This is a genomic window from Streptococcus sp. W151 (assembly GCF_053010205.1).
The window spans coordinates 68,498-92,833 of sequence record NZ_JBRKNT010000004.1; the positions used below are offsets into that span (position 1 = coordinate 68,498).

Sequence of the window (24,336 nt, forward strand, 5' to 3'; positions counted from 1 at the left end):
TCTCCTTTTATTTCAATTTTGGAAACCATTGTTGATCCAAGAATCCTGAGAAAATCAGGAAGGACAGCATCACTGTGTTAAAGGTGATAAAGATTCCTAAAGCTTTGGTCCAACGATTGTCTGGTATAGGATCCAAACCTTTTGTTTTTCTTTCTTTATTGATGGTCTTCTTCTTGCGAATCCAAGCATCATTGATGACCAGTCCAAGCCCATGGAAGAGCCCATAAGCGATGTAGTACCAGGTCACCCCGTGCCAGAATCCCATGACCAACATATTGATAATGTAGGCAACATTTGAGGTGGTAATCCGGCTCTTGAACACTTTATTGCGCATCAGTACCATTACGAGACGCATAAAGACAAAATCACGGAACCAGAAAGATAAACTCATATGCCAGCGATTCCAGAATTCCTTTAAATCACGTGATTTAAAAGGACGGTCAAAGTTGATGGGACTTTTAATCCCCATCAAATTGGAAGCCGCTAAAGCAAACATGGAATACCCTGCAAAGTCAAAGAAAAGGTCAAAGCCATAAACATACATGACTCCCAGCGTTCCGATGTTGAAGAATCCACCTTGAGACAAGGCATAGGTCTGCACATGACCTAACAATAAGTGGCCAAAAATATGAGCTAGGATAAATTTATAAAGGAAGCCATACATGATGTACTTAACAGCTTGCTCCAACATATCCAATAATTCTTCGCGCTCAGGAATGGCTTTATAATCCTCATTAAAACGCTTGAAACGATCAATCGGCCCACTTGAGAAGGTCGGCATAAAGAGCATAAAACGTAAGAATTCCCAGAGCGTGAATTCTTTCAAGACACCATCTCGCATTTCGATGATCATTCCGACAGCTCGGAAGGTCAAATAAGAAATCCCTAAAAATCCAAACAAGGATTGGTGTCCATTCTTGATCGCTGGCTCTACCTTAACAAAGATCAGGGGCAAGACAGACAAGAAGGAATGAAGATAGAAAATCCACTTATTGTCCGCCTTCTGACGATAAAACTTGTAGGAATACACAATCAAGATTTGCCAGACTACGTAAAAGAGTAAGGCATAAATTTGCTTGAGATTCGAACCTGTCAGCATCAAAATGATAAAGATCAGACTCACAAGTCCTTCATATACCGGAAACCGCTTTTTGAAAAAGAGACCCACAAAGATCGGCAAAAAAGCTAGAATGAGGTAGATAAAATAGATCGGTGTTCCATAGTGTTCTAAATGAGGGAGCTGTTTCAAAAACTCGATCATCGGTTGTTAACCTCGCTAATCAACCCTTTGATGTCGATTTTCCCGTTTGGTGTTAATGGCAAGCTGTCACGATAGAGGAATTTTGAAGGCATCATATAAGACATCATAATGTTTTCTAAATCTTCCTTAATGGCTTTCGTGATATCAATCTCGCGCTCAAATTGTTCTTTGACACCCTCTTTTAAGATGACATAGGCTAAGAGATTTTGAACCTTGTGATCTTTATTATAGCGCGGAACTGCGACTGCTGAGTCAATGTACTTCGATTTGTTCAAGTTTTGAGAGACATCCTCTAGCTCGATACGGTAACCGTTAAACTTGATTTGGAAGTCCATCCGTCCACCATAGAGAAGAAGGCCTTCATCCGTCATAGTTCCAACATCTCCTGTATGGTAGGCTGGAAGACCTTCAAATTCGAAGAAGGCTTCTGCTGTTTTCTCTGGATTATTCATATACCCTTTTGAAACGGCTGGGCCAGATACGATGATCTCCCCTTGCTCACCATTTGGCAATTTGTTTCCTGCCTCATCAATGATGAAGGTTGGAGAATCTTCTTTGGTATAACCGATTGGCAGACGTTTCAAGGTGGCTAACATCTCATCTGTTACGGCTACAGCCGAAAGAGCCACAGTTGCTTCAGTTGGGCCATAAGCATTGATGATGCGCGCATTTGGGAAACGCTCGCGCAATTTCTGAGCGGTTTTCACGGTCAACTCTTCCCCATCAAAGTAGAAATGGGTAATGCCTGGCATCTTTTCAGCATTGAAATCTTCAGATAACATGGCCATATCTGCAAAAGATGGTGTCGAAGTCCAGATAGCAATTGGAAGAGAAAAGATCGTCGCAAAGAGTTGTTTGAAGTCTTGAGTAATGGCTGATGGAAGGGCAAAAAGCGTTCCTCCAAGAGCTAAGGTCGGTGCCCAATACATGACAGACAAGTCAAAAGAATACGGCGGTTGCGCCAACATTTGCGGACGCTCTGGCGTTGCAAATTCCTTGCCCGTAATCATCCAGTTGGTAAAGCTGAGCAAGTTATCGTGCGAAATTTGCACCCCTTTTGGTTTCCCGGTTGTCCCTGAGGTAAAGATGATGTAGTAGTTATCATTCCCTTTGACTGGATGTTGCAAGTCGTACGCATTCTGAGCTGCATAAGCTTCACGCACTTGCTCCAAGGACATGATTGGAGCAGCTGGGTTTTCGATTGGAAACTCATTGATGGCAATAATCAGGCTTGGCTCTGCCACTTCAAGAATGGCAGACACGCGCTCCAAGGCAGAGTGGCTATCAATTGGGATATAAGCATGGCCAGATTTCGTCAAAGCCACAAAGGTTGCTAACATTTCATATTCTTGTCCACCAAAGACAACAACAGGTGACTTTTCAGGAAGTCCCATTTGGTCAATATGGGCAGCCAAGCTATCTGAATCAGCCTTCAATTGCCCATAGGTATGCTCCTCACCAAGGACATTGTAGACCGGATAGTCTGGTTGTAGTTGCGCATAACGTTCAATTGTCTCGATCATATCGTGAATAGGTTGGTTTGACACGGGTAGGAGTCTCCTTTTCTAAAATTCGTTGTAGATAAAGCCACCCTGACCTTGACCAAGGTAACTAAAGAAATAAAGTAGGGCTAGGAAAATGGCAAAATACAAGACCGTCTGCCCGATAAATTTATAAAGTGTTTGATGTTTCATAAGTTTCACTCTTCATTTTGATTATTACTTTCTATTTTACCATTTTTTATACCAAGTAAGCAATTTTAAACATAGTGAGAATCCCCTGGAAAACGTTATCATTTCAGACATTTATCCCTTCTAACCAAAGAATTTTTCTTTAATCAGTTTTTCTGATTGAAATCCTGTTTTATTTTACATCCCCCCGATGAATTAACTCCAGACACTTGTCCAGATCCACATCTCTTTCAAAATGGTCAGGACTCCAGGGAACCTCTATATCCGGTTCAACACCTTGATCCGTCATTCCTTTGCCTTGATCCAGGCTTAGACAGCGAGAAGTAGGGAACATTAAACGAAAATCGCCATAATCAACTGTACAACAATTAGAGTAGTCTAGAATACCAAGAGTTGGTCGACCCACTACCGTTACCTTCTTAAACTGCTTCATCATCTGAACAAAGTTATCCCCAGATGAACCGCAATAGATATCTGATAAGACAAAGATCCGTTCGGGATATTGGCCTCCTCTAATCTTTGGGAAGAATTCCTCGCTTTCTTGCTGATACGGCACATACCCTTTCCCCCGATGGCGGAGCAATTCCTCTTTCATCTCTTCAAGCAATTTAACAGTTTCTGGACTAGTTTCTTCCTGTTGCATCCAGTTCTCAAAGTCTTTCAAGCGCAGGTCAACATTGCGCTCCGTATAGAGAATTTCCATGCCATCATCGTCCCAGTCAAGCGAATCATAACCCTGATCCTTCTCTAAACCTAGATGTAATAGAGGGATATATAAAGAATCTGTCCCTCCGCCGTTCTGTCGGACATCAACGAGAAGGAACTTGACCTCCGTCATCATCGGTAAGCACTCTTGATATACCCGGCTAATAGCTCCCTCATCCATAAAGTTATCCAGACGAAGATAAAGAATCTCATCGTCTAATCGTTTCCAAAAAATCTGATCTTTGATCGGCTCTCGACTGGGCGCTACTTCAATGGTCTTTTCTACCCCTTTCCGGAGAAGGGTAACCCTTCTTGACTGAGAGACCAAATCCGCCCATTCTCGGTAATGTCTTGCGGGGGTCTTACTGATAAAATAGTCCTTATGAAGAGACGCTACCTGCTCCAAATCACATCCATCCAGACCTAGGATCTGATCCCCTGCTTGGAGACCAGTGTCTGCATTCGCCTTTTCAACATACAGTTGATGGTCCATCACGCGTAAGAGAAAGCCTTTCTGACCAGCATTTTTATTCCGAAAGGAGATGTGCCCAATAATCCCAAAACTGGCTAGGTAGGTCCTGACTTGATAAAGAAAGGCATCATCCGTCATATCATCTGTTATTTTTTCTCGAAAGCGATCGGGGTCGCATCCTTTTCGATCCTTGATGGTAGATGAATCATGGCTCATAATCGAGATGACATCTTCAAAAATAGCAGTCTTTTTCATAAAGGATTCCTTCAATTTTTTAGAAACAGTATACCACTTTTTCTTAAAAAGTTCTTAAAAAACTAAAAAACTATCCTAAAGTAGGATAGCAGTTATAAATTCTTTCTTTTCTTTGCTTTCTTTGTCAGGGCGACATCACAATTTTCAATCTTGTTAATCAATAGATTAGCAAGGACAAAATCATCGATGTTCGATTTCATATTCACCTCATAGTTCAAGGTCAGTTGTTCTCCAGCTTGGGCCGTTGTTACAGAAATAAAGTCAATTTCTGAACAGCTTTGGTCTAACAACTGACTGATTTGTTCTGCAACAGCATCTTGTTTTGAGACTGTAATGGTCAAATGACGGCGCCGTTGATGATCTGCCTTACTCTGTTTGTTCTCCAATACAAGCCAAACCCCTAGTAAAGAGAGGGTTGATAAAATGGCCAATAAAAGATAGCCCGAGCCTGCTGCTAGTCCTATAATCATGGCTAGAAAAATCGCAATCAACTCTCTCGAACCACTCGTAGCCGAACGGAAACGAATCAAACTAAAGGTCCCTGCCACTGCAATCGAGGTTCCCAAACTTCCATTGACCAAAAAGATCACTAAGGTCATCATACAAGGAAGCAAGGTCAAACTAATGACAAACTCTCGAGTGTACAGTGTCCGGTATTTATAGGTCCAAGATAGGGCTGTTCCTAGAAAGAGGCTGACCAAAATGGCCAGCAGCAAGCGCAAGGGATCCACCGTTGCTGTGGCATTATTAAAAATAGAATCAAATAGATTAGACATAGGCAGCACCTACCGTTTCTTCCACTGGTCTTGGGGCATAATCCAATCCTTGTGATTTATGATAAGCACAGCTATATTTTGAAAATTTCTGCTTGACCAAACCATACTTCTCTAAAATATCCTTTAACCATTGAGGTTCTTGTCCGGGAGCCTTAATTTCCATGATCACGAAGTCATCCTCTAACAAAGGTTCTCCTTTCTTCCCATGAAAAAGACTAACAGCTTGATCACGAAAGACTAAGTTTTGATCGATTGTCACGCGAATTTTCTGATAAGGATAACCCTGAATGGATTTCTTTTCTTTGAGAGACAAGCGATCATAGTAAATGAACATCCGTGGTTCCAATCGATGACCATAGCGTTTACGCAATCTCTGAATCTCTTGCACTAAGTCTGGATCTTGTATCTGATGATCTACTGTCCCATCTGTCATCAAGTTTATAATGGCTTGTGAAGTAGCGACTAGACGGAATTTATGGCCAATTCCTTCTTCATCTTTTGACTTCACCTCTAGAAATACTGGACTGTCTGCTTGAGGTGTTTCTATATAAGTCCGCATCCGAATTTTTTCACGGCGGTGTTGTTTCGCAAGAGCATCTTGAATGACCTCAAAGTTTTCCGTATCAAAATAAATGTTTGAAATAGTTGAAGTTGGGTAATCATCTTCTACGACGTATTCTTTTAAGTCTTTGATCAAGTCTTTTACGTCATCTTTTGCGACGATATATTTTGTTTCGATTCGTTTAAAACTTGTCTCAATTGTTTTTTTCATGTTTCTACTCCTTTAAGGGGGGATATTGCTTCTAATCTTCAGTAAGTATGGATACGACTTACGTGTTTTCTAGTTTAATGGGACTTTCTTAACTGGTCATTAAGCCAAACTTAAAGAAAACTAAAGTTAAGATTCCTTTCAGAAAAACTTTAGGAAACTTTCAGCTAGCAACTTTAGACTAGGAGCATATCAATTGAACGAGAGGAAAAGCTCATGAAATCAAACAAATGGAAATTTTTATTAACGGGGGCCGCAACCCTCACCCTACTAACAGCGTGTAGCCAAGCATCATCTCAATCAACTACAACAAGCGCAACAACAACTGCTTCTAGTGTCTCAAAGAAAACGACTAAAACCAAGCAATCTGACTATTTTACCGAAAAAGATTCAGATGCCTCATATGATGAAAGTAAAGCATCTACTGTCAAACTATCTGGTTCGTCTGCAACTGTTTCAGGGGATGGCGTGGCCGTTTCTGGATCAACTGTGACCATCTCGAAGGCCGGAACTTATGTCATCTCTGGTGAATCCGATGGGGTTCAAATCAAAGTCGAAGCAGGTGACTCAGATGCTGTTCATATCGTCTTAAAAGGTGTTACTATGTCCAACACCAACGCACCAATTTCTGCTACGAAAGCGGGGCATGTCTACCTGACTCTAGCAAATGGCACGACCAATACCTTGTCTGATTCAAGTTCAAACAGTGATGAAGATGCCGATGCGGTCATCTTCTCTAAAGGCGACCTCACCATCAATGGTTCAGGTACGCTCAACATCGATGCCAAGAAGAACAACGGTATCAAAGCTAATGACACTCTTCACATCACGGGTGGAACCTATAAAATCACGGCTGTAGGAGATGCCTTCAATGTCAATGACGAACTCAATATCACTGGCACGACCATGACCATTGACGCAGATGAAGATGCAGTCAAGGTGGATAATGATGAGGATACTTCGGTCGGAACCATGTACCTTTCAGATAACAAAATGACCATCACAGCAGGAGACGATGGCATCCATGCTTCTGGTGATCTGATCATCGATAGCGGAACCTATAAGGTAACCGAGTCTGTCGAAGGTCTCGAAGGAAAATCGATCACCATTAACGGTGGAGATATCACCATCTATGCAACTGATGACGGTGTCAATGCGGCTAATGCCAATGCCAACCAAGATGAAATTTTCTTCACCATGAATGGTGGAACTCTCAACGTTGAAGTTGGCCAAGGGGATACCGATCCAATCGACTCAAACGGTAATGTCACTGTGACTGGAGGAACCATCAATTTAACAGGGCAATCCGGCTTTGACTTTGATGGAACGGCTACCTACACCGGTGGAGATATCTATATCAATGGTGAAAAACAAACAGAAATTGTCAATTCCATGCCTGGAGGCGGTGGTGCTCCCGGCGGTGGAGGGCCTCAAGGTGGTGGACCTGGAGGAGGACATCCATAATAACAAATAAAGGCAGGATTTCTTCCTGACCTTTTTTTGTTCCTCTTTTTATGATAGAATAGAAAATCAATCAACTTGTTGAAAGGAACATGATGAAAAAACAGATACTACCTCTTTTCTTCACACTCTTGCTGTCTCTTCTTTTTCTATCAGCCTGTGTGCCGGACCTTAAGATCAATTTTAAACAAGAGCCTACTACTACCAGCTCAAAAAAGAAAACCACTAAAAAAAGTAGCTCAAGTCGACCTAGCAATTCGGGTCATTCAAGTAGTTCAAATCATTCATCTAGCTCTCCTTCAACAAATACAAATACCACTACTGAAGTCATCACAACCGAAGGGCTTCCTAGAAATGCCCAAGAAGCGCCCAAGGATAAAATTTATGCAACTGGGAACTTAAAAGTAGCCTACTCTAAAAATGACGACCATATTTTTGTACAAACGCCGGATTATGAAGGGTATACCACTACTCTCGTCCAAAAAATCCTTGGAAATCCGGAGAAACAAATAACAGACCCTGCTTATATGAGCGAATCTTTTCAAAATATTGAACTAGAAAATATTAAAAATCTCTACCGTAAGGGGAAAATTACAGAAGAACAAGCTCATGCCTTTTTATTGGGGGCAGTTGATCTGAAACAAGCTTCTAAATTTGGAGTAGCCTACACCATTTACACCTATAAAAACAACACCATCCAATTGGTCTTTGAAAACGACCAACTCCTCTATATTACGCCAAATCCTGATGTTGTCTTCTTTAAATAATGAATATTCTCGCTTAAACAAGCGAGAATTTTTGTTTCACATGAAACAAAAAACTCTCAACTCCAAATGAGTTGAGAGTTCTTGACGATTAGTCCTCTTCATATTTTTTTGGATTGTAAAACCACATCCCTAGTCCCGCAAATAGAGCAATGGTCATCAAAAGAAAGACCACTTGATTTCCAATTTCTCCTGTCATCGAAATCGTTTGACGAAGACCAGAGACGGTATAGCTCATTGGCAAGAATGGATGAATGGCTTGGAAAAATCCATTTGTCAAAGCAAGAGGATAAGTTCCTGCACTAGAAGCCAATTGCAAGAGCAAGAGGATCAACGAGAGGAAAGCACCGACCTTTCTTTGCCATGTTGTTAAAGCGGTCACGATAGACATGAAGGCCACACTACCGATCACACAAAGGAAGAGGGTAGCCATCTCATGATTGGCAGATAAACCAATCAAGTGAACAGCACCATAGACCAAGATTCCTGCTGCCACCGCAATGGTTCCATTGACCTCAAAGCGCGATTTAAACCATGCCCAACGACTTTCAGGATGACGACCGGATGGCAATTTTGCAAAGATCATATTGGTTGACAAGGCACAAACAAAGAGTGCTACAGAGATCATATAAGGAGCCATTCCGACCCCATTTACAGGGACATTATCTTGATCTGTTTTAGAAGTCGTAACAGGATTGGCTAAGGTTTTTGCGTTTTCTTTTTCAGTTGTAGCAGCATTCAATTGTCCCTTAGCATCGTTTAATCCTTGACTCAAGGTTTGGCTTCCTGTTGCTAATTCACCCAAACCGTTTGTCAATGTTTGGCCACCCGTTGCTAATTTGCTGGATCCTTCTGAGATTTGATTTGCTCCGTCAGCTAGTTTATCAGCCCCCGTAACCAATTGACCTGATTTCTCTGTCAACTGGTTGACACCTGTGACAAGTTTGTTGACACCACCTGCCAACTCTGGAGTTTTGCTGTTCAATTGCCCTACACCATCAGCTAACTTTTCAGCTCCAGCAACCAATTCACCAGACTTACCTGTTAATTGTGTTGCTCCTGAAGCCAGTTGATTCATACCTGATGTCAAAGCAGGCATCTTCCCATTTAACTCACCTAGTCCAGAAGTTAATTGATTGCTTCCTGCAAGCAATTCCGATGATTTACTATCTAGTTGGCCAACACCTGCTGCTAACTGACTAGCACCATCTGTTAAAGTGTTACTATTGGTCTGAAGTTGGTTTGCCCCACTAGCGATTTTATCAACACCAGCTGTATAAGCGCCGATCCCTTGAGTGATAGTTTGGCTAGCTGGTAACAATTGTCCACTAACTGCGGATTGGATCTTAGACAAGCCACTTGACAAGTCTGTCAAGGTAGAAGAAGCTGTTGGTAAAACTTGATTGGCTGAAGTTTGCAGCTGTGTCAAGCTATTTCCTGTATTCAAACTACTTTGGATCGTTTGGATCGTTGTCAAGATCCCTTGAGCTGCTGTTTCACTCGAGCTTGGACTCGATGAGATCGCCGCACTGATTTCCGCTTGTTGATCAGCTGTCATTGCTTGATAAGCTGCTGTCCCTTGCACACTTGCAAGGGCATTTGCACGATCCGCTTGGGCTGAAGCAAGGATCGCTTGAGCTGAATTCGCAATACTCGTCAAGCCAGATGAAAGTTGACTGGTATCTACCGAAGCACTTTGAATTGCCACATTTAATTGGTTCAAACCAGCTGCCAATTGATCAATCTGAGCTGATTGGCTTGTAGAAGCTTGTAGCTGGCTTGATAATGTTTGAATACCTGATTCTAATTGAGAAACTCCATTTCGAAGAGTAGTGGATTGACTACTTAATTGACCTGCTCCCTCTGATAATGTGGCGACTCCATTTGTATAGGTCACTAAACCATTTGAAAAGTTAGATAGGCCCGAATTCAATTGACGCACGCCATTGGTATAATTCCCAAGACCGTCATTGAGTGTCCCCATACCGCTGGTTAATCGACCAACTCCTGAAGCCAACTGAGGGGTTTGACTTGCCATTTGATTGAGACCATTTCCTAATCGATCCACTCCGGTAGCGTAAGCCATCAAGCCTGTATTAAAAGTGCCAAACCCATTATTTAATTGATTGACTCCAGATACCAAGTTTGGAAGTTGACCAGCCATTTGATTAAGACCATTTCCCAATTGACCAACACCATTTGTATAGGCTGCTAGACCCGTACGAAGGGTGGTTGCACCATCTGAAAATGTTAAACTGGAACTAGCTAAGGTATTCAAATTAGTGGTCAGTGTTTGCCCACCGTTTTCCAACTTTGTTGCACCATCTGCTAATTTAGCACTTCCATCTGCCGCTGTCCCCATACCAGATTTAAGCGATCCCATTTTGGAAAATAAAGCTGTTGTATAAGTATTGGTCACTTTTTCAGCCACTGTCTGCTGCATTTTTGTCATCGCAGAGTCGCTCATTTTTCCTGCGATAAAACTATGACCACTGGACGTTTGGTAATCAATGGTCATCTGTTCTGGATGATTGGTTAGAATGGAGCTAGCTTTTTTTGAAAGATCCTCAGGTAGCGTTACAATCATATAATAATCGCCATTTTTTAGACCATCTTTCGCAGCTTTCTCATCTACAAAATGAAAATCAAGCGAATCGTTATCCTTTAAATTGGACACCATGTCTTTCCCGATTTCCATTTTTTGTCCATTATATGTAGCAGATTGATCCTTATTGACAACCGCTACAGGAAGATCCGAAACCTGACCATATGGATCCCACATGGAAGATAGAAAAATAATATTATAAAGAGCTGGAATCAACGCAACTCCAATCATGACAATGATAAATGTCGGCTTTTTAAGAATAGCCTTCCATTCTTTCATCATATTTTTTGTCTCCTTTTTATACACAATGTCTAAATTTCTGATATAATAGATTATACAGTTTCTAGAAAATTTCACAAGTAGGAATTTTATTTTTCTGGACACTGTGTATAATTTTGTGCAAAAAGGATTAACAGATGACTGAGAGCAATAAACGATTAAAAACAAAACGAAATATTGAGGAAGCGATGGTTCGACTACTCGAAAAGGAATCATTCGACCAAATCACAACGGTTGAGTTGGCGCAAGAATCCGGTATTAGTCGCTCTAGTTTTTATACCCATTATCGAGACAAGTACGACATGATCGAGCGCTACCAACAAGCACTCTTTCACAAACTTGAATACATCTTTGACAAACACCAAGACGACAAGCGCCAAGCGATTACAGAGGTGTTTGAATTTCTAACCAAGGAGCCCCTCTTTGCGGTCCTTCTGACAGAGAATGGAACCAAGGAGATTCAAACCTTCTTACGACATAAATTGCAGATTCTTCTGGTTGATAGCTTGCAAGAGCGCTATAGTCATAAATCATTAACAGATATTGAAAGAGTCTACAGTTCTGTCTATCTGGCCAATGCCTTCTTCGGAGTCTGTCAGATGTGGGTTTCTCGCGGAAAAAAAGAAAGCACTCAACAAATGGCTGAGTTTTTAATGAAAATGTTACGGTAACAGTGCCTCCTGATCTAGATAGATTAGGAGTTTTTTATTAGAAGGTTTCAGTTTTAAGAAAACAAAAAAACCGCTTCATTTTATGAAACAGCCTTAGAGAATTTATAACTGAACAAAAAGGGGAGCGAAGCCAGAAATCAACCCTTTAAGACAAAACAAAAAGCCCACTGTTGTAGGCTTTCTGCAAGTTTTTTCTTAAAATTAAAGCATTTTGTTGTAGAATTCAACGACAAGTGCTTCGTTGATTTCTGGATTGATTTCATCGCGTTCTGGAAGGCGAGTCAATGAACCTTCCAATTTGTCAGCATCGAATGATACGAATGCTGGGCGTCCAACTGTAGCTTCAACAGCTTCAAGGATAGCTGGAACTTTAGCTGATTTTTCGCGAACTGAGATCACTTGACCTGGAGTTACGCGGTATGAAGGGATATCAACGCGTTTTCCGTCAACAAGGATGTGACCGTGGTTAACGAATTGACGAGCTTGACGACGAGTAGTCGCAAGTCCAAGACGGTAAACAACGTTATCCAAACGACGTTCCAAAAGAAGCATGAAGTTGAAACCGACAGTTCCTTCTTTAACTTTAGTAGCTTGTACGAACAAGTTACGGAATTGTTTTTCACCAAGTCCGTAAGAGAAACGAAGTTTTTGTTTTTCAGCTAATTGCAAACCGTATTCTGACAATTTTGAACGGTTATTTGGTCCGTGTTGTCCTGGTACGTAGTTACGACGTGCCAATTCTTTACCTGTACCTGTAAGTGACAAGCCAAGACGGCGAGATTGTTTCCAAGATGGTCCTGTATAACGTGACATGTAAAATGTCCTCCTATAAAAATAATTTTTGTAGGAAATAACGTTTTAGACAAACCTGATTCGTTCAGAAAGCCTTCGCCCAAACAGCAAAGGTTACTTTTCTAGCTGACTTCCTGTTGACGAGCTTCATTTTGTCCTGCTGTCATTTCGCACAAATTCTATTTTATCACGGAATAGAGACTTTGTAAAGTCCTTCAAAACAATTTCAATGAAATTCAGACAATAATTCTATGATTCGTTTTTTATATTGCAATTGTTGCCAGTCTCTATCCATTGCTGGATCCCATTTTAAAGGAAGATCTGCAACAATTTCTCCAGGATTATGATTCAAGATATAGACCCGGTCACTCAACGTCAAAGCTTCTTCGATACTATGAGTGATCAAAAGAGTGGTGAGACCAAGACGTTCCTTGCTTTCCAGATACCATTGATAAAGATCCTGCCTTGTCAATTCATCTAAAGCACTAAAAGCTTCATCTAATAAGAAGACAGAATGACCTAGAAGATAGGTTCTCAATAGCGCCACCCGTTGCCGCATCCCCCCACTCAGCGCATTGGGATAATGGTTGGCGATACTTCCCAACTTGAATTCCTCTAACAATTTTATAGCTGTAGATGTCGCCTCTTCCTTAGGAATTTTTTTTAATTGAAGGGGAAGAATAATATTTCCCAATACTGTCTTATGTTCTAACAAAAGATCCTTTTGTAACATATAGCTGACTTTCCCAAAAGAGATCGGGGCATCATCTACTTCTATAGACCCCTCTTGCAAGGGAAGGATCCCAGCAATTAAATTAAACAAGGTTGATTTGCCAACCCCACTAGGACCTAAAATAGATACGATTTCTCCTTTTTGCACTTCTAGTGATACATTATTTAAAACTGCTTTATCTCCAAATGAGAAACTTACATCTTTTACTGTTAAAATATCAGTCACCTACCAATTCATTTGTGAAACCTTTGTCTCTTAAGTCATTTGAGACCAAACCTTGCTCTTTTGCCCAAGCATAAAAAGCATTCCACCGTTTGGGGTCAAACTGCCCCCATTTGTCCTTATCTGAAGCATACTGACTGGAAAGATATTTTTGAGAAGCCAGGACAAAATCACGCTGATTGGCCAAGGCAGGGACTTGTTTAATCAAGATATCCGCTGCTTCTTCTGGATGCTCTATAGCGTATTGGTAGCCTTTTTTCACCGCTTGAATGAATTTTTTTGCTTCCTCTTTATGAGACTTCAAATAGTCATTGTTAGCAATAATAACAGGAGAATAATAATCAAATGCAGGGACAAAATCTTTCATGTAAAAGAAATTCGTCTTCATTCCCTTTTGCTCAGCTAAAATTCCATCCCAACCATGATAAATCCAAGCAGCATCAAAGACCTTATTTTCAATTGGCGTAATGGAATTCGAGTCACTATTTGGAACCAATTTTACTTGATTAAAATCAGCCCCTTCTTTTTTCATCATTGATTTAATCATTTCCAATTCAATCGGATCATTCCAGGTACCATACTGCTTCCCAGCCAAATCCTTGGGACTTTTAATTTCTGCATCTCTATTTGAAATAATCCCTGACGTATTGTGTTCGACGATAGCCGCAACAGCTGTAATCCCAGCACCTTTATCTAATTTCTTAGCCATAGAATCTTGGAAGTAAATACCAAATGGAGCCTTCCCATTAATAATTAAATCAGAACTACTGTCTTCAGGAGGAAGTTTTATATCAACATCCAACCCTGCGTCTTTAAAATACCCTTTTGCCTTTGCTACATACAGGCCTGTATGGTTGGTATTCGGGGTCCAATCTAGTATAAAATCAATCTTCGTCCCATTACTTGACGACTGTTTGACAGAACTTTGACAAGCTACCAAAAAAATAACCCCACAAATAATCGATAAAAACAAAGCTAACTGCTTCTTCATAAGAAATACCTCTTTTACATTATTGTCAATTTAATTTTACAAAATTTACAAGTTTGTCAATCCTTTTTCCATTTCAGAATAGTTTTTTCTAATTGGTCAACGAGAAACATACCGAGTAAACTAATAGCAGAAATTAATACAATGATAGCAAACATTGTATCATACTGAAACAACTTCTTCGATTGGATCATATAAACTCCTAATCCATCAAAGCCCCCTAGCCATTCTGACACAACCGTACTGATAAAAGCATAGGAAACACTGACACGCAAACCTGCAAAAAAATATGGGAGTGTTGCGGGAATCTTATAGTGAACTAAGGTTTGAAAACGGTTGGCTTTCATAATCTGAAACAATCTCAAGATATCATGATCGCAATGACGAAAACCATCTAAGAAACTAACTACAATGGGAAACACCACCGTAATAATGATCAAGACAAGCTTTGGAAGAATACCATAACCAAACCAAAGAACCAAGATGGGTGCTAAAGCGATCGTTGGAATCGTCTGTATGATAACCATAAAAGGATAGACTAGATCATTGACCCATTGAAAACTATCCATGACAATCGCTAAACCTGTAGCCAGAAGAACCCCTATAAGGAGTCCGAGCAAGGCTACTTGAAGAGTAGACAAGCTGTGATGAAGCAGAAGCGCTCGATCCCGAACAAAGGCAGTCCCAATTTCAAGCGGTGTCGGCAGTACAAATTTTGGCAAGATGTTTAAAAACCCTGCCAACTGCCAGAAGACAAGAAGACTGGCAACCCCTGCAATCCCTATCAACTGCTTTGAATATCTATTTACAAGAGACATCGTAACCTCCTTTCTCAAAAATAAAAAAACGCCTCCTAAAAGGAGACGGATAGCACAAGGTCACTCATAACGAAAAATACATTTCATTTGTTTCCTACGCTGGCATTACCCAGATCAGGTGCGGTCGAAGCTTACACTTCCTCTCAGACTGTACACAGACTCCCATATGTATTTATTATAATAACTGATTTAAACGATAAAAGCAAGAAATTAATCCAAATAACGAATTAAATTTTTCTCTGTTAAAATATCTGAATAGGTGTAAGACTCCACGTAGGTATTAGCTGGTTCACCTGGTAGGCTATTGTCATTCGTATACTCAATGATAAATAAAGAAGGATAGACCTCAATCAAGCGTCCGAATTTATTCTTTTGACGTTTCCGTCCATTTTCAAGCGTCATTTCGACCACTTGTCCTTCATGAGCCTTGATCTCTTCTTTAATTTTTTTCATTTTCGCAACATCTGTAAATGCATCACTCATTTTATTGATCCTCTCTCTTTGAAATGCTTGAGAATTTATTGTATTCCTTTTGGAAAATTAATTCTACTGTTCCACGCGCACCTGAACGGTTTTTCTCGATAATCACTTCAACCGTATTATTGGGCATGCCATCTTCTTCCTCTTCACCAGCTCGATCATAATAATCATCCCGGTACAAGAAGGCAACAATATCCGCATCCTGCTCAATGGATCCAGATTCACGAATATCAGAAAGAACAGGACGTTTATCTTGGCGCTGCTCCACCCCACGTGACAGCTGACTCAAAGCAATAACAGGTACTTTTAGTTCCTTGGCCAAAATCTTTAACTGACGGGAAATTTCTGAAACTTCCTGTTGACGGTTTTCTCTTCCAGTACCAGTAATCAGCTGCAGGTAGTCAATCAGAATCAGACCAAGATTCCCTGTTTCCTGTGCTAATTTTCTTGCTCTCGAACGAATCTCAGTAATCCGAATTCCTGGAGTATCATCAATGTAAATACTCGCATTGGCCAAATTCCCTTGGGCAATTGCATATTTCCGCCATTCTTCATCCGTCAATTGACCTGTCCGAATCGAATGAGATTCAATCAAGCCTTCAGCTGCTAACATCCGGTCGACCAAACTTTCAGCACCCATTTCTAATGAAAAAATAGCAACTGTCTTGTCTAGCTTTGTTCCGATATTTTGTGCAATATTTAGAGCAAAAGCTGTTTTCCCTACTGCAGGACGAGCCGCTAAAATGATCAACTCTTCCTCATGTAGCCCTGTTGTCATATGATCCAAATCGCGGTAGCCCGTCGCAATACCTGTGATATCGGATGTTTGAAGCGAACGAGCTTCCAAGCTACCAAAGTTAATATTCAAGATGTCTCGAATATTTTTAAACCCACTACGATTTGCATTTTCACTAACATCAATTAGAGCTTTTTCAGCACCAGCGATGATTTCATCTGACGGACTCGCACCATCATAAGCTTGATTAATACTTTCCGTTAATCGAGAGATCAACCGACGTAGGACAGCTTTTTCGGCTACAATCTTCGCGTAATACTCTGCGTTGGCTGAAGTTGGTACCGAATTAATTACTTCTACTAAATAGGAGAGACCGCCAATATTTTGGAGATCTCCTTGACTATCTAAAATATTTCGAACAGTCGTCGCATCAATCGCATCCCCACGATCAGCTAGATCAATCATGGCTTTAAAAATCAAACGGTGCGAATACTTAAAGAAATCGCCAGGCTCGATATATTCACGAACAAAGACCAATTTCCCCTCATCAATAAAGATGGCTCCCAAGACTGATTGTTCAGCCTGGATATCCTGAGGTTGTGTTCGTAATTCCTCTATCTCAGCCATAAAAAACCTTTCTATCGATCGTGTTTACCCTTCGTTTACACGAATATTAATCACACCTGTAACATCTTGATAAATTTTTACAGGGACGTCAATCAATCCTGTTGAACGAATTGGAGAGGAAACTTGGATATGACGTTTATCAATTTTAATGCCAAATTGTTTCTCAAGCTCTTCTGCAATCTTTTTATTGGTAATAGAGCCGAAAGTACGGCCATCTGGTCCAATTTTTTCAGTGAATTGAACGACTGTTGCTTCTTCTTCTAATTTCGCTTTAATCTTTTGCGCTTCCGCTAACAATTCAGCATGCGCTTTTTCTTCTGATTTTTGCTTTCCACGAAGCTCACCGATTGCTTGGGCATTGGCTTCTTTCGCAAGATTTTTCTTGATCAAAAAGTTTTGTGCATAGCCAGTAGGCACTTCTTTAATTTCGCCTTTTTTTCCTTTACCTTTTACATCCGCTAAGAAAATAACTTTCATTCTACATTCTCCTTTTCAATAGTTACTTCGTTTTCAATCGTCTCAATCAGTTGTTGACGGATACTCATCAAATCTTGACCCTCCATTTGAGAAGCCGCCGAATTAAAATGACCTCCGCCACCAAGCTCTTCCATGATACGTTGCACATTGACTTTACTTCGACTTCGTGCAGAAATCGAGATGGTCCCACTTTGGTTGCAGGCAATAACAAAGCTGGCTTCCACTTCAGACATGGCCAGTATACTATCCGCTGCTTTACTAATCGTTACTGAATCATAGGCTTTAGTCGTATTCGCACAAGCCACTATGATATGTGGCAAAATCTTTTCACCTGTTAAGATCAATTCGTTTACTTCACGGTACTCATCAAACTGGATAGCCGAAATCTCTTGAATAGCTACACTATCACTACCTCTGGAACGAAGGTAACTTGCCACATCAAAGGTCCGACTCGTGACACGAGCAGAAAAGTTCTTAGTATCCAGCATGATTCCTGCCATCAAGACACTAGCTTGAATCTTCGTTAAACGATTTTTCTTAGACTTCTGGAACTGAATGAGCTCACTGACTAATTCACTCGCACTGCTTGCCCCACTCTCAATATAAGTGATCAGAACATTTTCCGGGAAATCATCATCTCGACGATGATGGTCAATGACAACAATCTGTTGAAATTGTTGATAAAAATCTTTAGAGAGAGTCAATGCTGTCTTAGAATGGTCAACCATAATCAACAAGGAGCGATCCGTTACCATTTGCATAGCTTCCTCTAAGGTAAGGATTTTCGTAACTTGTTCATCTTTTAATTTCTCAATCGCTCTTGAAATATCGTTGGCCATCGCATGTGGGTCATAAACCACGTAAGATGAGGCCAAAATATTACTCGAGAAAAACTGCATCCCCACAGATGCACCCAAGGCATCCATATCCAAATTTCGATGCCCAACAATGAAGACTTGATCAACGGATTTAATCTTATCCGAAATAGCTGTCATCATAGCGCGTGTACGAGTCCGAGTCCGCTTAACAGCCGAAGCCGTTCCCCCACCAAAGAAAATAGGATTTTTCTGTTCATCAATTTCCTTGACAACCGCTTGATCCCCGCCACGAACTTCCGCAAGGTTTAGGTTCAAGAGAGCCACTTTACCAATTTCATCATGCTCCCCATCACCGTACGAGAATCCCATACTTAGGGTGATAGGTAGCTCACGATTTTTAGCGTCTTCACGGAATTGATCGATGACTGAAAATTTTGCTTCCATCAATTGTTCCAAAACTGTGTAATCTGTAAACAAATAGAAACGATCCATCCCCACACGTCTGTAAAACATATGGTAATGAGCTGTAAACTCTTCTACAAAGTTGGCAATAAAACTATTGATATTGCTAATATCAGAATCTGAAATGACATCTTCTAAATCATCATAATTATCAACAGAGATAATACCGATAACGGGACGAGTTGTCACCAACCCCACAGTTGCTTCATACTCACTTGAAACATCAAAAAAGTAAACAACACTAGACGTCTGATCAAAGTAAACGGAATATTTCTTATCAGCTACTGTGACATAATGCCCTTTATCCTCAAACAGTGTATTGAGCAACTTTTTCAACGATTCAACATCAAAGTCTCCATCATCTGTTGAAAAAATCAATTCAGCATAAGGGTTGAACCACTCTACTTCATTCGATTCTTCATTAATCTTAATAACTCCGACAGGCATTTTATCAAGGAGAGATGCTAAGCCGCTTTCTGCCTGATGGTTAACATATTGTATCTGTTCTAATTCATCTAACTCTGAAATTTGTAACTGGTATTCAAATAAAGCAATCAAACCAGCTAAGACTAAAAAAATTGCAATGAGAGTTACATAGCCTTTGCCAAAGATTCTTAAAAAAATTGCTAAAACTGCAAATGAAATAAAACCAATTAACACATAATGGATGAACGATAAACGAAATTTTTTCATCATAAACCTCTTCTGGGAATTATACCATAAATAGAGGTAAAAAGCGAGGCTTCTCTTTATTATTAAAGAGAAGATAGACAGGAACAAAGCCTTTTGCAGCCCACATTTCTGTAAACTTTATTGACAGAATTGTCAATAGAAAGAAGGAAAGAATTTCAATCTATAAAATTGAGGCTGAAAAACTATTTCAGCCCCTTGATATTATTGATTTTCTTTATTCTTTGAAATGCTCCGACTCTTGCCTTCAAGATAAACCATCAAGATAGAAATGTCAGCTGGGTTGACACCTGAAATCCGACTAGCTTGACCAATGGTCTCTGGATTAATCAGTTTGAACTTTTGACGAGCTTCTGTTGCGATGGAGTCAATATCATCCCAGTCAATATTGGCAGGAATTCGTTTTTCTTCCATTCGCTTCATTTTTTCAACCTGATCTAAAGCTTTTGAGATATAACCTTCGTATTTAATTTCAGTTTCAATCAATTCAATGATTTTATCATCCAGTTCTTCAGCTGCAGGACCGATAAATTCCACCACATCTTGGTAAGACACTTCTGGTCGTCTCAAGAATTCTTTAGCAGTGACAGCATCTGTCAATGGTTTAAAGCCTAGCGCTGCAACCTTCTCGTTCGTTTCCTTTACAGGTTTTAACTTAATACTGTCAAGGCGCTTCATCTCGTTTTCAAACTGATACTTCTTGGTTTCGAAACGTTGCCAACGTTCATCATCTACCAAGCCAATTGCTCGCCCCATTTCTGTCAAGCGCATATCTGCATTATCATGACGTAAGATCAAGCGGTATTCTGCACGGCTTGTTAACAAACGGTAGGGTTCGATCGTTCCTTTTGTTACCAAGTCATCGATCATGACCCCAATATAACCATCACTTCGTTTCAAAATGAGTTCTGGTTTTCCTTGGATTTTTAGAGCCGCATTGATTCCTGCAATAATCCCTTGACCAGCGGCCTCCTCATAGCCAGATGTTCCGTTGGTTTGGCCAGCTGTAAAGAGACCTGAAATTTTCTTGGTTTCCAAAGTTGCCCGCAATTGATGAGGCAAAACCATATCATACTCAATCGCATAACCCGTTCGCATCATTTCAGCATTCTCAAGTCCCTTAATAGAATGAACGAGATCCCGTTGAACATCCTCTGGTAAACTCGTTGACAGCCCTTGAACATAGACTTCTTCTGTATTTCGTCCCTCAGGTTCTAAAAATAGTTGATGACGCTCTTTGTCAGCAAAACGGACAATTTTATCCTCAATGGACGGACAATAGCGAGGACCTACTCCCTTTACAACCCCTGTAAACATAGGTGCCCGGTGCAAATTATTCTGGATAATTTCATGGCTATGCCCATTGGTATAAGTCAACCAACAAGGAACTTGATCCTTTACATAATCTTCATCACGCGATGTATAAGAAAAATGATTTGGAGCTTCATCTCCAGGTTGAATTTCCGTTTCGTCATAATTAATTGACGATGCCTTTACACGAGGTGGCGTCCCTGTTTTGAAACGTCCAATTTCTAATCCTAGCTGTTTGAGATTATCGGCTAAATTGATAGAAGCTAGACTATGATTAGGCCCTGACGAATACTTGAGATCTCCAATGATAATTTCTCCGCGTAAAGCTGTCCCAGTAGTGACAATCACAGCCTTTGCCCCATACTCTTGGTGAGTCGCAGTCCTTACACCAACAACCTTACCATCCTCCACCAAAATCTCATCAATCATGGTTTGGCGGAGAGTCAAATTTTCTTGGTTTTCTACCGTTTTCCGCATTTCTTTTGAGTAAAGTTCTTTGTCTGCTTGAGCCCGAAGGGCACGAACCGCAGGACCTTTACCAGTATTGAGCATTTTCATTTGGATATAGGTCTTGTCTATGTTCTTCGCCATTTCTCCACCTAAAGCATCTACTTCACGAACAACAATTCCTTTTGCAGACCCACCAATAGACGGATTACAAGGCATAAAGGCCAACATTTCAATATTGATAGTTGCAAGTAAGACCTTGCAGCCCATACGGCTAGCGGCAAGTGAAGCCTCAACTCCCGCATGCCCAGCACCAATGACAATGATATCGTATTCTTCTATAAAATTATAAGTCATTTTTTCTCCTATTCTTCAAGATGGATGTGTTGCAATTGTCCGTTCCAACCAGGCAAAGCTGTTCTTAAGAAGGCTGGTTTCAGAGGAAATGTATGCAACTGATTCAAAGGTATCCACCGGCAAGGTAAGGACTTTGTTTCTTCCTGCATGACCGAAGGTGCTTCTTCCAGCAAGTCCACCAAATAATGAAATTCAATATTATGGTAGTGGATTCCAGCTTGTTCAAAGCGATTTTCAACCACGAAAGCTAGCTGGCCTACTTTAGATATGACACCAAGTTCTTCTTTTACTTCTCGGACCACAGCATCTTCTGTAGCTTCATTCACTCGAATAGCACCACCAATTGTATAAAAACCATCTTTGTCTTCTATGACTAACATACGACTATCTTTTATTATCAAGGCAGTCGCTCTCACACCAAAAACCGTGCGATCCACTTTCGTTCGAAAATCCTGCTGCTGCATCTTTTCCTTCCTCTCAAAAAACGACACAAAAACAGTCAAAACTCGCAAGAAGTGCAGGACAAAAAGCCTGCAACATCCATGAGCTTTGACCATCATTTCTATTGCTTATTTTATTGTATCAGATTGACTGAATTTGTCAATTTAAATATATTGACAAACTTTACCATCTCGATAAGCATTGTCAATCAAACCACCACCGAGACACTCTTCACCATCGTAAAAGACAACAGCCTGACCCGGTGTAATCGCCCGTTGAGGTTCTGCAAAAATCACCTCTGCCTTGTCACCCTTGACATGAACCGTCACTTTGGAATCGGGTTGACGATAGCGAAACTTAGCTGTACATTCTAACGTAAGTTCTTCAGGCATATCTCGTGTAAAGTGAACTTGACTAGCTTTTAAACTTGTTGACATCAGTGCTTCATGATAGAAGCCTTGACCAACGTAAAGAATGTTTTGACTAAGGTCTTTCCCCACTACAAACCATGGAGCATTATCTCCACCCTGTTGTCCACCAATTCCAAGACCACCACGTTGACCGATCGTGTAATACATCAAACCGGCATGTTCACCCATATCTCGTCCATCTACGGTCATCATTCGGCCTGGCTGAGCAGGTAGATAGTTGCTAAGAAACTCTTTGAAATTTTTTTCTCCGATAAAGCAGATTCCAGTGGAATCTTTCTTTTTAGCTGTTGCTAGTCCAGCCTCTTCTGCCAACCGGCGAACCTCAGGCTTTTCTAAATGTCCCAACGGGAACATGGTTTTTTGAAGTTGCTCTTGTGACAGCTGGCTTAAGAAATAAGTTTGATCCTTCCCGTTGTCAACGCCGCGTAGCATATGAACAATGCCATCGTCATCGCGCGTCACGCGCGCATAGTGCCCTGTCGCTACATAATCTGCACCGAGTGTCATAGCATAATCTAGAAAAGCCTTAAATTTAATTTCCTTATTACACATGACATCCGGATTTGGTGTCCGACCAGCTCGGTATTCAGCAAGGAAATATTCAAAGACACGATCCCAGTATTCTTTCTCAAAGTTGACAGAATAGTAAGGGATGCCAATTTGGTCTGCAACTGCTGCTACATCCTTGTAATCTTCTGTAGCTGTACAGACGCCATTTTCGTCTGTGTCATCCCAGTTTTTCATGAAGATGCCAATGACATCGTAACCCTGTTGCTTTAACAACAAAGCCGTTACAGATGAATCGACACCGCCACTCATACCAACAACAACACGTGTTTTCGAGTTATCACTCATAGGTTTCTCCCATCTTTTCGTTTCTCACGATTGAAGGTCGTGGTTTGCTTCAACGATTGAAGGTCGTTTTGAGCAGTTACCATTTTAACACGCTTTATAGAAGAAAACAAGCATTTGACCGCCCTAGTCCTCGCTAATTAATGATACGTTTACAGAACTGTAAATTTAAAAAGAGTCCTATTCAAGAACTCTTTTTAAACGAATTTAATACCAGCCATTTGCCAACCAGAAATTTTTAGCTGCTGACCATGATCCATAACGGTTGACAACGTATTGATTGGCCACTTTTTCTTGGTTTGCAGGTGATAAATCACCATTCAAATATGTGAGAGTTAATTGGTAACGACCATAATATTGGCCATTTTGTGCTGTATAACTGCCACTTGATTCTTTTTGGGCAATCCATTCCTTAGCAGCTGCATCTTCCGCACTCAAGCCATCTGAAGCAGAGACAGTCGTTGTTGCTTGTGTAGCGTCAGTTTTACTTGTAGTAGCTTGCTCCTCAGTCTTTTTCGTTGTATTTGCACCTTCAATCTCAAGAACTTGACCAACTGAGATGAAGTTCACGTTACTAATCTTATTTTTCTTAGCAATTGCATCAACCGTTGTGTTCTTCTCTTTAGCAATAGCAGATAAAGTATCACCTGATTTTACAGTATAAGTATCTGCATTCGCTGCAATTGGAAAGAAAAGTCCTGCAAGTAAACTAAGTCCAATAATACGTTTCATCATTTGTTTTTTATTCATTATTATGTACTCCTTTATTGGTATACCTCTATACTACACAAGAAATATTTCATATTTATTGAAATTATATGTCAAATATTTCATATAGATGTTAGAAATACTAAAGTTTAGATATAATATAAATGTTTTAAGTCTTGCTTAAGATTTCTCAGATATTTCGGGAAAAATAGAAGAAATCATCAGCCATATCTGATA

The 24,336-nt window shown here is 40.5% G+C and carries 22 protein-coding genes; 3 read left to right on the forward strand and 19 right to left on the reverse strand.

Features of this window, described 5'->3' with window-relative positions:
* Positions 1–7: 7 nt before the first annotated feature.
* The 6 genes from dltB to ACVC7Q_RS07370 form a co-directional block, all read right to left on the reverse strand.
* Complete coding sequence (gene dltB / locus ACVC7Q_RS07345; RefSeq protein ID WP_447265403.1) at positions 8–1,261, reverse strand: D-alanyl-lipoteichoic acid biosynthesis protein DltB; 1,254 nt, start codon at positions 1,259–1,261, stop codon at positions 8–10.
* Entirely contained in the window at positions 1,258–2,808 is a 1,551-nt protein-coding gene (gene dltA, locus ACVC7Q_RS07350) for a D-alanine--poly(phosphoribitol) ligase subunit DltA (protein WP_447265404.1), read from the reverse strand. Before dltA ends, dltB begins: the two co-directional genes overlap by 4 nt.
* An 18-nt stretch (positions 2,809–2,826) precedes the next feature.
* A complete protein-coding gene (locus ACVC7Q_RS07355) occupies positions 2,827–2,955 on the reverse strand; it encodes a teichoic acid D-Ala incorporation-associated protein DltX (RefSeq protein ID WP_251457995.1) in 129 nt (42 codons plus the stop codon).
* 169 nt (positions 2,956–3,124) lie between these two features.
* The gene (locus tag ACVC7Q_RS07360) at positions 3,125–4,384 is read right to left on the reverse strand and encodes a S41 family peptidase (RefSeq protein WP_447265405.1); all 1,260 of its coding nucleotides are present in this window, start codon (positions 4,382–4,384) and stop codon (positions 3,125–3,127) included.
* 92 nt (positions 4,385–4,476) lie between these two features.
* Positions 4,477–5,160, reverse strand: a complete 684-nt coding sequence (locus ACVC7Q_RS07365; protein WP_447265406.1) for a DUF4956 domain-containing protein — start codon at positions 5,158–5,160, stop codon at positions 4,477–4,479.
* The gene (locus ACVC7Q_RS07370; protein ID WP_315375813.1) at positions 5,153–5,932 is read right to left on the reverse strand and encodes a polyphosphate polymerase domain-containing protein; all 780 of its coding nucleotides are present in this window, start codon (positions 5,930–5,932) and stop codon (positions 5,153–5,155) included. The genes ACVC7Q_RS07365 and ACVC7Q_RS07370 overlap by 8 nt, the downstream gene beginning before the upstream one ends.
* Before the next feature lie 213 nt (positions 5,933–6,145).
* On the opposite strand from ACVC7Q_RS07370, the gene ACVC7Q_RS07375 reads away from it, so the two are divergent.
* Positions 6,146–7,393, forward strand: coding sequence for a carbohydrate-binding domain-containing protein (locus ACVC7Q_RS07375; RefSeq protein ID WP_447265407.1), 1,248 nt, complete (start codon positions 6,146–6,148; stop codon positions 7,391–7,393).
* 92 nt (positions 7,394–7,485) lie between these two features.
* Positions 7,486–8,157 carry a DUF4947 domain-containing protein gene (locus tag ACVC7Q_RS07380; protein ID WP_447265408.1) on the forward strand — a complete coding sequence of 224 codons (672 nt, stop codon included), beginning with the start codon at positions 7,486–7,488 and terminating at the stop codon, positions 8,155–8,157.
* 88 nt (positions 8,158–8,245) lie between these two features.
* On the opposite strand, the gene ACVC7Q_RS07385 is transcribed toward ACVC7Q_RS07380, so the two are convergent.
* Positions 8,246–11,041 carry a YhgE/Pip family protein gene (locus ACVC7Q_RS07385; RefSeq protein ID WP_447265409.1) on the reverse strand — a complete coding sequence of 932 codons (2,796 nt, stop codon included), beginning with the start codon at positions 11,039–11,041 and terminating at the stop codon, positions 8,246–8,248.
* Between the two features lie 134 nt (positions 11,042–11,175).
* On the opposite strand from ACVC7Q_RS07385, the gene ACVC7Q_RS07390 reads away from it, so the two are divergent.
* Positions 11,176–11,709: a TetR/AcrR family transcriptional regulator gene (locus ACVC7Q_RS07390; protein ID WP_315375805.1), complete on the forward strand. Its 534-nt coding sequence runs from the start codon at positions 11,176–11,178 to the stop codon at positions 11,707–11,709.
* Between the two features lie 201 nt (positions 11,710–11,910).
* Here ACVC7Q_RS07390 and rpsD read toward each other — a convergent pair whose 3' ends face one another.
* The 12 genes from rpsD to apf all read right to left on the reverse strand — a co-directional run bounded on the left by rpsD (position 11,911) and on the right by apf (position 24,141).
* Positions 11,911–12,522 carry a 30S ribosomal protein S4 gene (rpsD, locus tag ACVC7Q_RS07395; protein WP_003002210.1) on the reverse strand — a complete coding sequence of 204 codons (612 nt, stop codon included), beginning with the start codon at positions 12,520–12,522 and terminating at the stop codon, positions 11,911–11,913.
* Positions 12,523–12,727: 205 nt separating this feature from the next.
* Positions 12,728–13,459 (reverse strand): ABC transporter ATP-binding protein, encoded by a 732-nt coding sequence (locus ACVC7Q_RS07400; protein ID WP_447265410.1) that lies wholly within the window; start codon positions 13,457–13,459, stop codon positions 12,728–12,730.
* A complete protein-coding gene (locus ACVC7Q_RS07405; RefSeq protein ID WP_447265411.1) occupies positions 13,452–14,447 on the reverse strand; it encodes an ABC transporter substrate-binding protein in 996 nt (331 codons plus the stop codon). Before ACVC7Q_RS07405 ends, ACVC7Q_RS07400 begins: the two co-directional genes overlap by 8 nt.
* Positions 14,448–14,503: 56 nt before the next feature.
* Positions 14,504–15,262 carry an ABC transporter permease gene (locus ACVC7Q_RS07410; protein ID WP_447265412.1) on the reverse strand — a complete coding sequence of 253 codons (759 nt, stop codon included), beginning with the start codon at positions 15,260–15,262 and terminating at the stop codon, positions 14,504–14,506.
* Between the two features lie 210 nt (positions 15,263–15,472).
* On the reverse strand, positions 15,473–15,745 hold the full coding sequence (locus ACVC7Q_RS07415; RefSeq protein ID WP_003009183.1) for a Veg family protein: 273 nt from the start codon (positions 15,743–15,745) through the stop codon (positions 15,473–15,475).
* 1 nt (position 15,746) lies between these two features.
* Complete coding sequence (gene dnaB / locus ACVC7Q_RS07420; protein ID WP_014714093.1) at positions 15,747–17,105, reverse strand: replicative DNA helicase; 1,359 nt, start codon at positions 17,103–17,105, stop codon at positions 15,747–15,749.
* 24 nt (positions 17,106–17,129) lie between these two features.
* Positions 17,130–17,582: a 50S ribosomal protein L9 gene (rplI, locus tag ACVC7Q_RS07425; protein WP_003002156.1), complete on the reverse strand. Its 453-nt coding sequence runs from the start codon at positions 17,580–17,582 to the stop codon at positions 17,130–17,132.
* Positions 17,579–19,558, reverse strand: a complete 1,980-nt coding sequence (locus ACVC7Q_RS07430) for a DHH family phosphoesterase (protein WP_447265413.1) — start codon at positions 19,556–19,558, stop codon at positions 17,579–17,581. Before ACVC7Q_RS07430 ends, rplI begins: the two co-directional genes overlap by 4 nt.
* Positions 19,559–19,756: 198 nt before the next feature.
* A complete protein-coding gene (gene mnmG, locus ACVC7Q_RS07435) occupies positions 19,757–21,667 on the reverse strand; it encodes a tRNA uridine-5-carboxymethylaminomethyl(34) synthesis enzyme MnmG (protein WP_447265414.1) in 1,911 nt (636 codons plus the stop codon).
* Between the two features lie 8 nt (positions 21,668–21,675).
* Entirely contained in the window at positions 21,676–22,131 is a 456-nt protein-coding gene (locus ACVC7Q_RS07440) for an NUDIX hydrolase (protein WP_447265415.1), read from the reverse strand.
* Positions 22,132–22,272: 141 nt separating this feature from the next.
* The gene (gene mnmA / locus ACVC7Q_RS07445) at positions 22,273–23,394 is read right to left on the reverse strand and encodes a tRNA 2-thiouridine(34) synthase MnmA (protein WP_447265416.1); all 1,122 of its coding nucleotides are present in this window, start codon (positions 23,392–23,394) and stop codon (positions 22,273–22,275) included.
* 204 nt (positions 23,395–23,598) lie between these two features.
* Positions 23,599–24,141, reverse strand: a complete 543-nt coding sequence (gene apf, locus ACVC7Q_RS07450; RefSeq protein ID WP_447265417.1) for an aggregation-promoting factor — start codon at positions 24,139–24,141, stop codon at positions 23,599–23,601.
* Positions 24,142–24,336 lie beyond the last annotated feature (195 nt).